Origin of the sequence: Trabulsiella odontotermitis, from assembly GCF_001297775.1 — a bacterium.
Lineage (GTDB): Bacteria > Pseudomonadota > Gammaproteobacteria > Enterobacterales > Enterobacteriaceae > Trabulsiella > Trabulsiella odontotermitis.
Window position 1 is genome coordinate 1 of record NZ_LIFX01000022.1, and the last position, 11463, is coordinate 11463.

Below are 11463 nucleotides of genomic sequence, written 5' to 3' on the forward strand. Positions count from 1 at the left end.
CCTGTGACACAGATCACATTCATCCACCCGGGCTCATGCAAACATCGCAGCGACGTAACGCATTGTTTTATATGTTTATTTTATAATTTCTCGTTATTCATCACGCTCATAAATAAGACAGGGACAAACACATGCCACAGCAGGGATTGCGCTTCACTCTCGAAGTGGATGGCCAGGAGCCGGATACTTTCGCTGTCATCAGCTTCGGCTTAAAACAGGACTATTCACTTCCGTTTGTCCTTGATGTCGACGTCGCCAGTGATTCCTTCAGGCAGACCGCAGAAACATTACTCGAAAAAAACGCCACCCTTACGGTCTGGCAGGGGCAGCAGGTGCTGCGCCATATCAGCGGTGTCATCGCCACCTTCGGCACAAAAGAGAATAATGGCTGGCAGATGCTGTACCGCTTCGTCATTCGCCCTCCCCTCTGGCGCTGCAGCCTGCGGCAGAATTTCCGCATATTCCAGCAACAGGATATCCTGGCTGTCTCCGACATCCTCCTCAGGGAAAACGGTGTCACTGACTGGACTGACGGGTTTAACGATGACCATCCGCCCCGTGAATTCTGTGTACAGTACGGTGAATCAGACCTCGCGTTCCTGACCCGTCTCTGGGCTGAGGAAGGTATCTTCTTTTTTGACAAATCTGCCCCGGATACACCGGAACAAAAACTGACGCTGTGCGATAACGTCGCCGGACTCAGATGCCTGACTGACCCCGTCGCCTTTAACCCGAACACCACAACGGACGTTTCAACAGAATGCATCAGCGTGTTCCGCTATGAAGCCACCGTCAGTCCCTCTTCTGTGCAGAGCCAGGACTACACCTTCAAGGTTCCCGACTGGCCGGGTATTTATGACCATGAAGCCGACAACCTGAACGGCCAGCGGGCACAGTACGAGATTTTTGATTATCCCGGCCGCTTCAAGGATGAGCAGCACGGAGAGAATTTCACCCGTTACAGAATGGAAGGCTGGCGCAGCGGTGCCGAAACGGCCACCGGTGTCAGTAATTCACCCGGACTGTGGCCGGGAACCCGCTTCACCCTTTCCGGACATCCGTCTGTCAGTCTCAACCGGGAATGGCAGGTGGTGAGCAGTTCCCTGACAGGCATACAACCTCAGGCTCAACACGGAAATCAGGGCGCCGGAACCTCACTCACCAACCATTTCACTGTCATCCCCGCAGAACGCACCTGGCGTGCCAGACCCCATCCAAAACCGAAAGTGGATGGTCCGCAGAGTGCGGTGGTCACCGGGCCGGCAGGGGAAGAGATTTTCTGTGACGAGCACGGACGGATACGGGTGAAATTCCTGTGGGACCGTTATCACGGCGGCACGGAAGACAGTTCCTGCTGGATCCGTGTCTCCCAGGCCTGGGCCGGGGCCGGTTTTGGCAACCTGGCCATTCCCCGCGTGGGTCAGGAGGTCATTGTGGATTTTCTCAATGGTGACCCTGACCAGCCCATCATTATGGGCCGCACCTACCATGAAGATAACCGCTCTCCCGGAGACCTGCCGGGCACAAAAACGAAGATGACCATTCGTTCCAAAACCTATAAAGGGGATGGGTTTAATGAGCTGAGTTTTGAGGACGCCACCGGCCAGGAGCAGGTTTATATCCATGCGCAGAAGAATATGGATACCGAAGTGCTGAATGACCGCACCACCGATGTGAAAGTGAACCATACCGAAACCATTGGCGGCAACCAGGTTATTACCGTGCAGCAGAACCAGGTGCAGACGGTGGTGCAGAACCAGAAAGAGACCGTGGGGCAGAACCAGAGTATTACTGTCGGCCTGAACCAGGCAGAAACGGTGGGGGTGGTCCGTGCACTGACGGTGGGTGTGGCGTACCAGACCACGGTAGGCGGTGTGATGAATACCTCGGTGGCGCTGACACAGTCCTCTCAAGTGGGGATACAGAAGTCGTTGCTGGTCGGTAAGGGTTATAACGTCAGCGTCGGGGAGAATGTCACCTTTACGGTGGGTAAAAGCAAAACCGAGAGTACCGGGAAGGTGGCCGTCTATTCCGCCGGGGAACATCTGGAGTTGCGTTGCGGGCAGGCCCGGCTGGTGCTGACGCAGGACGGCAAAATATTTCTTAACGGTACTGCGATTAACCTCCAGGGTATGCAGACCATCAGCGGCGACGCTCTGATGATCAACTGGAACTGCGGTATTGCAGAAGACCCACCGAAAGCGCCGCAAGAAAACGGCAGTTCGTCGCCGGATATGCGGCAGTACTGAGCCCGCGACAGTACAAAACGATAAATAAAAAATAAGCATTACATTCAGCAAAACAGAAGGACTGGAACATGATCGGAAAACCGGCAGCACGTCAGGGTGACGGCACCATGACAGGTGGCCCAATAATCCAGGGCTCGGCGGGGGTGATGATTGGCGCACCGACCGGCGTGGCCTGTTCGGTCTGTCCGGGCGGCATGACCTCCGGCAACCCGGTCAATCCGCTGCTGGGCGCAAAGGTACTGCCCGGCGAAACCGATATTGCCCTGCCCGGCCCGCTGCCGTTTGTACTCTCGCGTACCTACAGCAGCTACCAGACCAGAACACCTGCCCCGGTGGGTGTGTTCGGCCCCGGCTGGAAGGCGCCCTTTGATATTTGCCTGCAGATACATGATGCGGAACTGATACTCAACGACAATGGCGGGCGCAGTATTCATTTTCATCCGTTGTTTCCGGGGGAAACGGCCTTCAGCCACAGCGAGTCCTTCTGGCTGGCGCGGGGTGGCGTCCCGGCACTGCACGACAGTAACCCGCTGAGCACACTCTGGCAGACACTGCCGCAGGATATTCGCATCAGCCCGCATATTTATCTTGCAACCAACAGCCTTCAGGGTCCCTGGTGGATCCTGGGCTGGTCTGAGCGCATTGCCGGGCCGGAGGAAGCGCTGCCCGCCCCGTTGCCGCCGTACCGGGTGCTGACCGGTCTGGCGGACAGTTTCGGGCGGACAATGACTTTCCAGCGCGCCGCATCCGGCGCATTCTCCGGAAACATTACCGCCGTGACAGACGGTGCAGGCCGCCATTTCCGGCTGGTGCTGACCGCCTGTCAGGACGCGCCCCCCGCCACGGGTTATGGCGCAGACAGTGGCGTTCGCCTCGCCGAAGTGTGGCTGTCCCGCGACCCGGAATACCCGGATAACCTGCCCGCCGTTCCCCTGGTGCGTTATGAATATTCATCCCGGGGTGAACTGGCGAGGGTGTATGACCGCAGCGGTACTTCAGTTCACGACCTGACCTATGACATGCAGTATCCGGGACGGATGGTGGCACACCGCTATGCGGGCAGGCCGGAAACCAGCTACCGGTATGACGTTGCCGGGCGCGTGACGGCGCAGCATAATCCGGAAGGCTTAAGTTATTCCTATGTTTATGAACACAATCGCGTCACTGTCACCGACAGTCTGGGCCGCCGGGAGGTACTGCACACCGACGGCGACGGCGGGATGAAACGGGTGGTGAAAAAGGAGCATGCCGACGGCAGCATCACCCGCAACGACACTGACATCGCCGGCAGACTGCTGGCGCAGACGGATGCGGCGGGCCGGAAAACCGAATACCGGCACAGCCCCGCCTCAGGTCAACTGACGGCGCTCGTCACACCGGATGGCAGGCTGACGGAGTTTTGCTATAACGCCCGGCGCCAGCTGACCAGCACGGTCCACCCTGACGGGCTGCAGAGCCGGCAGGAATATGATGACCACGGCAGACTGACGGCTGAAACCCTGCGCAACGGCAGTACGACCCGTTATTTTTATGATAATCCGCGCAGCGAATATCCTTCTTCCACCGAAGATGCCACCGGCAGCCGGAAGCATATGACCTGGAGTCGCTACGGTCAGTTACTCACCTTTACCGACTGCTCCGGTTATGAAACCCGCTATGAATACGACCGCTTCGGGCAACTGACGGCAGTGCACCGGGAAGAAGGTGTCAGTCAGTTCCTTACGTATGACAGCCGGGGCCGTCTGACCTGTGTAAAAGATGCACAGGAACGCGAAACTCACTATGAATACAACGTGTCTGGCGATCTGACAGCGACCACACTCCCTGACGGTAGTCGCCGCGAAAACACGCATGACGCCCGGGGCCACATCCTCAGCAGCACACAGGACGGGCTGACGCGGCGGATGCAATACGACGCTGCAGGCCGGGTCACGCAGCTCACGAATGAAAACAACAGCCACACAACGTTCACTTATGATGTACTGGACAGGCTGACGCAGGAAACCGGTTTTGACGGCAGGACGCAGCGTTACGGCTACAGCGCCACCGGGCTGCTCATCCGCAGTGAAGATGACAGCCTCATTACCTGCTGGCACTATGACGCAGCAGACCGACTGACGCACCGCACGGTGAATGATGAACCGGCGGAGCAGTGGCGTTACAGTGAGCGCGGCTGGCTGGCTGAAATCAGCCACGTCAGTGACGGGCACCGCGTCACTGTGCAGTACGGGCACGACGACCAGGGCCGTACTGTCCACGAACGCCAGAGGGTGCATCACCCGGACACGGGTGAACTGGTGTGGCAGCATGACACCCGGTACGATTACAACGACAGCGCACTACTGAACCGCATCACACCGGATAACCTGCCCCCGCTGGAATGGCTGACGTATGGCAGCGGTTATCTGGCTGGCATGAAACTTGGTGATGAACCACTTCTCGACTTTACCCGTGACCGCCTGCACCGCGAGACGCAACGCAGCTTTGGTAATTACGAACTGACCACGGCATACACGCCGGGCGGCATGTTACAGAGCCACCACCTGAACATTCCCCGGCTTAACCGTGACTACATCTGGAGCGCTGACGGGCATCTTGTCCGCATCAGCGGGCTGAATGAACAGCGTGATTATCAGTACGGTCCCGCCGGTCGGCTGCGCAGTACGCATATTAAATCAGCGCATCATGACCTGACGCAGTGGACCCTGACCGACCCGGCGGGCAACCGGATAGCGGAGCGGGATGAATACCCGATGCTGCCGGATAACTTCCGGAATAACCGTACCGGTCAGGATGTGGATAATGTCTACCATTACGATGAACACGGCAGACTCACTGAAAAGGGTGAGCGTCGCCCCCGTCCGCGTGGCAGCCTTTCTCATCATTATGGCTATGATAACCAGCACCGGCTGACGCATTACCGTCAGTTGCAGCACGGCAGTCTGCTGACGGAAAGCCGGTATATCTATGACCCGACGGGCCGCCGCACGGGTAAGCGGATATGGGAATGTACGGTCTGTGACGATGGTTCGTGTACAAAGCCGGAACTGAAGGAAACCGTATGGTACGGCTGGGATGGCGACCGGCTGACCACCATGCAGACAGACACCGTCCGTATCCAGACGGTGTATCTGCCGGGCAGTTTTACACCATTAATCCGCATTGAAACCGCAACCGGAGAGCTGACGAAAGCCCGCCGCCGCACGCTGGCGGAAAAACACCAGCAGGAGGCGGGAATGGTGTTTGTACCGGAACTGGTGGCAATGCTGGATAATCTGGAGCGGGAACTGAAGGCGAACCAGGTCAGCGGGCAAAGCCGGCAATGGCTGACGCAGTGCGGGCTGACGCCGGAGCAGATGAAAAACCAGATAGAGCCAGAGTACAGTCCGCAACGGAAAATCCACCTGTATCACTGCGACCACCGAGGCCTGCCGCTGGCGCTGATTAACGCTAACGGGGAGATAGTCTGGAGCGCAGAATTTGATGAGTGGGGGAATATGTTGCGTGAGGATAACCCCGGCAATCTGCAACAACTTATCCGGTTGCCGGGACAGCAGTATGATAAAGAGACGGGGCTGTATTATAACCGTCATCGATACTATGACCCGGAGCAGGGACGGTATATTACTCAGGATCCGATTGGGTTACGTGGTGGGTGGAATTCTTATAAGTATCCGTTAAATCCGATTACAGAAATAGATCCTTTAGGTTTGTACAATTTATACCAATTAATGTATGACGTGTGGCATGATGATTCATCTGGCACTTCATTTATTGATATTTCTGGTGGTGGTGACCTGGTATCACTAGGTGGCCATGTTGGGGTTGGTGTCGCTTTCGCTAAAAAGAAAGGTGAAATACTTTCTGATATTTGCGCCTATGCTACGGCATGTGGCCACGCAGGAATTGGTGGGGGGCTTAGTGCGGCTATTACATACTCCGAATCTAACTCTTTGCCTTCTTCTGGAGTAAGTAAAACTATTGGCACAACAGTTGGGGGTGGAGTAATTGGACACTTTGCGTATACTTACGCTGCCGATATAGACAATCCTGAATCTTCAACAGAATCAGTGGGCGCTGGTATTGGCGTTGATGCTTCGGCTATGGTTCTTACTTGTAAAACATGGCAGGAATGCTTGGTAAATTAACAGGAAATGTCGGATGAAATATGTTATTTTGATTCTGTCTTTATTATTATGCGGTTGTTCACCTATAAACATAGAACCAGCAATACAAAATGCAAACACCTTCCATGAACTATATCAGAGAGGGGATTATTCTAATATATATGTTCTAACTTCGGCCAACCTCAAAAAAACAACCTTAAAAAAAGATTTTATCGACTTTATGGTAAGCGCCAAAGAAAAAGATCTTGGTTCATTTATTAAATCTAATCTCAGGTTTAAAAAAATCACTCACAATTTATTTTCGAACAATGAGATATCTTTGGTGTATTATTCCAAGTACTCAAAAAGAATTGTCCGGGAAATATTTATATTTGAAATGGAAAATAGAAAATGGAAGCTAAAAAGCTATAGGTATGATTCATTGGATTAATATATCTATATTGTGAATGTAAGCTTGTGCATCATAGCCAGATCGCTTTCAAGGGTAAATTATCTGTGGATTTAATAGGACAAGAGTTTTATAAAATCCAAGTGACAGTGTTACTGCTTATTTTCAGTGTGATGATGATATTCAGGACTCCAGCATCATTGAATGCCATTTTGGTGAGTAGCTTATTCAAACAATTTACCTTCCGGACTGCTTCACCCGCATCTCAAAATCGAAACGGTAATAACGGAACTTTAAAAAAGATCAATACAGTCGGCAGCTTACTTTTTAGTCATGTAATATTTATTATCAAAAAAGAGGACTAATATTTTCCGTTACTGCCTCCTGTAGCGTTTGCAGGAGAACAATTATCATAGACAAAAAAATGGCTTCCCTCGGGAAGCCATTCCATTACCATCAGGCAGATTAGAGAACGTCGATCGCGTTCAGTTCTTTGAATGCCTGTTCCAGACGCGTAATCATGCTGGTCTGTGCAGCACGCAGCCATACGCGCGGATCGTAGTATTTCTTGTTCGGCTGGTCTTCGCCTTTCGGGTTGCCCAGCTGGCCCTGCAGATACGCTTCGTTGGTTTTGTAGTAGTTCAGAATGCCGTCCCAGGTTGCCCATTGGGTATCGGTATCGATGTTCATTTTTACTACACCGTAGCTTACAGAGTCTTTGATTTCCTGTGCAGAAGAACCGGAACCACCGTGGAAGACGAAGTTCAGGCTGTTGTGCGGCAGGTTGTGTTTCTTAGAAACATATTCCTGAGAATCACGCAGAATAGTCGGGGTCAGTACCACGTTACCCGGCTTGTAAACGCCGTGTACGTTACCGAAGGACGCTGCGATGGTGAAACGCGGGCTGATTTTGCTCAGTTCAGTGAACGCGTAGTCAACATCTTCCGGCTGAGTGTACAGTGCAGAAGCGTCCATGTGGCTGTTATCCACGCCGTCTTCTTCACCACCGGTGCAACCCAGTTCGATTTCCAGCGTCATACCAATTTTGGACATGCGAGTCAGGTACTTAGAGCAGATCTCGATGTTTTCGTGCAGAGATTCTTCAGACAGGTCAATCATGTGAGAAGAGAACAGCGGCTTACCGGTTGCAGCGAAGTGTTTTTCACCCGCGTCCAGCAGACCGTCGATCCACGGCAGCAGTTTCTTCGCGCAGTGGTCAGTGTGCAGGATAACCGGAACACCGTAATGCTCAGCCATCTGGTGAACGTGATGCGCGCCAGAGATAGCACCCAGAATGGCTGCGCCCTGAGGAACGTCAGTTTTCACGCCTTTACCGGCGATGAATGCCGCGCCGCCGTTAGAGAACTGAACGATAACCGGTGCTTTAACTTTTGCTGCGGTTTCCAGAACGGCGTTAATGGAGTCAGTACCCACGCAGTTAACAGCGGGCAGCGCAAAGTTGTTTTCTTTTGCTACCTGGAACACTTTCTGAACGTCATCACCAGTGATCACGCCAGGTTTTACGAAATCAAAAATTTTAGACATGTTACGTAGTCCTGTATCTTCGGCCTATGAAAAGAGTGCGTGCTTTAAAGCGCGCTAATAAATGGGCAGGTTTCCCTGCCCTTGAATGTCTTACTTCTTCGCGCGCTCTTCGAGCATCGCAACTGCCGGCAGTACTTTGCCTTCGACGAATTCAAGGAATGCGCCGCCGCCAGTAGAGATGTAGGAAATCTTGTCGGAAATACCGAACAGGTCGATAGCCGCCAGGGTGTCGCCGCCGCCAGCGATAGAGAAGCCTTCGCTGTCTGCAATCGCGTTAGCCACGATTTCGGTGCCTTTACGGAAGTTCGGGAATTCAAACACGCCAACCGGACCATTCCACAGGATGGTTTTGGCATTTTTCAGGATATCAGCCAGTTTCTGTGCAGAAACGTCGCCCAGGTCGAGGATCTGCTCGTCATCTTTAATGTCGTTAACAGATTTCAGGGTTGCAGTCGCGGTTTCAGAGAACTCGGTCGCAACGCGAACGTCAGTCGGAACCGGGATATCACAGGTAGACAGCAGGCGTTTCGCTTCGTCAACCAGGTCCGCTTCGTACAGGGATTTGCCCACGTTGTGGCCCTGTGCAGCGACGAAGGTGTTGGCGATACCGCCGCCGACGATCAGCTGATCAGCGATTTTTGACAGAGAATCCAGAACGGTCAGTTTGGTAGAAACTTTAGAACCACCAACGATAGCAACCATCGGGCGAGCCGGTTCTTTCAGCGCTTTACCCAGTGCATCCAGTTCAGCGGCCAGCAGCGGACCCGCACACGCGACGTCAGCGAATTTGCCGATACCGTGCGTGGAGGCCTGCGCACGGTGTGCTGTACCGAAAGCGTCCATCACGAACACGTCGCACAGCGCAGCGTATTTCTTAGACAGCGCTTCGTCGTCTTTCTTCTCGCCTTTGTTAAAGCGAACGTTTTCCAGAACAACCAGCTCACCTGCAGCCACTTCAACGCCGTCCAGGTAGTCTTTCACCAGACGTACCGGGCTGGACAGTTTGTCTTTCAGGTAATTAACAACCGGCAGCAGAGAGAATTCTTCGTTGTACTCGCCTTCGGTCGGACGACCCAGGTGGGAGGTTACCATCACTTTTGCACCCTGTTTCAGTGCCAGTTCGATGGTCGGCAGAGAAGCACGGATACGCGCGTCGCTGGTCACTTTCCCATCTTTAACCGGTACGTTCAGATCCGCACGGATAAAAACGCGTTTACCAGCCAGATCCAGATCGGTCATCTTAATTACAGACATGGTGAATCCTCTCGTTGATTCTTAAAGTTTTGCAAGCGCACACGCGCTTTACCTGAAACCTTTCGCGGCCATTGCTAACGTGGTGTCGAGCATTCGGTTAGCAAAGCCCCATTCGTTATCACACCAGACCAGCGTTTTGATCAGATGCGCGCCACTGACTCGCGTTTGAGTGCCATCAACAATGGCGCTGTGCGGATCGTGGTTAAAATCGGTGGAGACCAACGGCAATTCCGTATAGTCAACTATACCATGAAATGCATCCTGTGCTGCTTTTTGCAGCAACCTGTTGACTTCACAGGCTTTTACCGGTTTCTTCACCGTGACGCTAAGGTCGATCGCCGTCACGTTTATCGTCGGGACGCGCACCGCAATCGCCTCGAAGCGATCGTTGAATTGCGGGAAAATACGCGTGATCCCCGCCGCCAGTTTCGTATCCACCGGAATGATGGACTGGCTTGCGGCACGGGTGCGACGTAAATCCGGGTGATAAGCATCGATCACCTGCTGATCATGCATCGCTGAGTGGATCGTCGTTACCGTACCCGACTCTATTCCGTATGCATCATCTAACAGTTTAATGACGGGGATGATGCAATTCGTGGTGCAGGATGCGTTGGAGACGATGCGGTGTTCGGCGAGGAGTTCGTGCTGATTAACGCCATAGACGATGGTTGCGTCCAGATCGTTACTGCCCGGGTGTGAAAAAAGCACTTTCTTCGCGCCCGCGGCGAGATGCGCTTCGCCATGTTCGCGATTGCCATACACACCGGTGCAGTCAAGCACCACATCGATGCCCAGTTCCCGCCAGGGGAGCGCGTCAATGCTGCGCTCATGGAGGAGACGAATGACATCGTCACCGACATACAGCTGTTCCCGCTCCTGGCGAACATCCCAGGCAAAACGGCCATGGCTGGTGTCATATTTCAATAAATGCGCAATGCCCGTAGCATCTGCCAGTTCATTGATTGCCACCACGGTGATTTCCGCACGACGCCCGGATTCATATAAAGCGCGAACCACGTTGCGTCCGATGCGACCGAAGCCATTAATCGCTACGCGTACGGTCATAGATCTCCTGCGAGACATTCCCTGATTTGAGGTGGCTGACAGAGTAATGCAGCAACGCGCTAAGGGGAACCTCGCCTGTCACAAACTGCGACTGATTGATTATTTGTCGAACATTTAATCGACTGAAGCGTTTCAGCTAGAATAAGCGAAACGGGGAATAAAAGGAATGATTGTCCAGAGAGAGAAGACAGTTATCTGACCTGCGTCACATTTTAAGGCGGTTTACGTGGCCTGGTTATTCCGCTGCCAGGAATTATCCGTTTTGTTTCCCGAAGCCAAAAAAACGGGCCGCCTGGGCGACCCGTTTTCAGCTTTCTGGCGATTACAGCAGCGCTTTTGCTTTCGCAACAACGTTATCGACGGTAAAGCCGAACGCTTCGAACAGCTTCTCAGCCGGGGCAGACTCACCGAAGGTGGTCATCCCGACGATAGCACCGTTCAGACCGGTGTACTTGTACCAGTAATCCGCAATACCGGCTTCCACCGCCACGCGGGCAGAAACGGCTTTCGGCAGCACGGATTCACGGTATGCCGCATCCTGTTTGTCGAACGCGTCGGTGGACGGCATGGAGACCACGCGCGCCTTCACCCCTTCCGCAGACAGTTTTTCCCAGGCTGCCACCGCCAGCTCCACTTCAGAGCCGGTGGCAATGAAGATAAGCTCCGGCTGACCGGCACAGTCTTTCAGCACATAACCGCCGCGGGCGATATCGGCCAGCTGTTTCGCGGTACGTTCCTGCTGCGCCAGGTTCTGGCGGGACAGAATCAGCGCGGTCGGGCCGTCATGACGCTCGACACCGTATTTCCACGCCACCGCCGATTCCACCTGGTC

7 protein-coding genes are annotated in these 11463 nt (G+C 53.7%); 3 read left to right on the top strand and 4 right to left on the bottom strand.

Annotated features, from left to right (window positions below; translation table 11 throughout):
• The first annotated feature begins 131 nt into the window (after nt 1-131).
• The 3 genes from AOY23_RS21070 (at nt 132) to AOY23_RS23100 (ending at nt 6806) form a co-directional block, all read left to right on the top strand.
• Complete coding sequence (locus AOY23_RS21070) at nt 132-2249, top strand: type VI secretion system Vgr family protein (RefSeq protein WP_054181222.1); 2118 nt, start codon at nt 132-134, stop codon at nt 2247-2249.
• 68 nt (nt 2250-2317) lie between these two features.
• Nucleotides 2318-6397 carry an RHS repeat-associated core domain-containing protein gene (locus AOY23_RS21075; protein ID WP_054181325.1) on the top strand — a complete coding sequence of 1360 codons (4080 nt, stop codon included), beginning with the start codon at nt 2318-2320 and terminating at the stop codon, nt 6395-6397.
• Between the two features lie 13 nt (nt 6398-6410).
• Nucleotides 6411-6806 (top strand): type IV secretion protein Rhs, encoded by a 396-nt coding sequence (locus AOY23_RS23100; RefSeq protein ID WP_235501687.1) that lies wholly within the window; start codon nt 6411-6413, stop codon nt 6804-6806.
• A gap of 423 nt (nt 6807-7229) precedes the next feature.
• Here AOY23_RS23100 and fbaA read toward each other — a convergent pair whose 3' ends face one another.
• The 4 genes from fbaA to AOY23_RS21105 form a co-directional block, all read right to left on the bottom strand.
• Nucleotides 7230-8309: a class II fructose-bisphosphate aldolase gene (fbaA, locus tag AOY23_RS21090; RefSeq protein ID WP_054181203.1), complete on the bottom strand. Its 1080-nt coding sequence runs from the start codon at nt 8307-8309 to the stop codon at nt 7230-7232.
• 90 nt (nt 8310-8399) lie between these two features.
• Complete coding sequence (gene pgk, locus AOY23_RS21095; protein ID WP_049847344.1) at nt 8400-9563, bottom strand: phosphoglycerate kinase; 1164 nt, start codon at nt 9561-9563, stop codon at nt 8400-8402.
• A 48-nt stretch (nt 9564-9611) separates the two neighbouring features.
• Complete coding sequence (gene epd / locus AOY23_RS21100) at nt 9612-10631, bottom strand: erythrose-4-phosphate dehydrogenase (RefSeq protein WP_054181202.1); 1020 nt, start codon at nt 10629-10631, stop codon at nt 9612-9614.
• A 322-nt stretch (nt 10632-10953) separates the two neighbouring features.
• On the bottom strand, nt 10954-11463 hold a 510-nt coding region (locus AOY23_RS21105; protein WP_327152798.1), incomplete at its 5' end, for a transketolase-like TK C-terminal-containing protein.

Bases quoted from the DNA above. Each gene is read 5' to 3' on its own strand.
- AOY23_RS21070 (WP_054181222.1), top strand. From the start codon at position 132: ATGCCACAGCAGGGATTGCGCTTCACTCTCGAAGTGGATGGCCAGGAG.
- AOY23_RS21075 (WP_054181325.1), top strand. From the start codon at position 2,318: ATGATCGGAAAACCGGCAGCACGTCAGGGTGACGGCACCATGACAGGT.
- AOY23_RS23100 (WP_235501687.1), top strand. From the start codon at position 6,411: ATGAAATATGTTATTTTGATTCTGTCTTTATTATTATGCGGTTGTTCA.
- fbaA (WP_054181203.1), bottom strand. From the start codon at position 8,309: ATGTCTAAAATTTTTGATTTCGTAAAACCTGGCGTGATCACTGGTGAT.
- pgk (WP_049847344.1), bottom strand. From the start codon at position 9,563: ATGTCTGTAATTAAGATGACCGATCTGGATCTGGCTGGTAAACGCGTT.
- epd (WP_054181202.1), bottom strand. From the start codon at position 10,631: ATGACCGTACGCGTAGCGATTAATGGCTTCGGTCGCATCGGACGCAAC.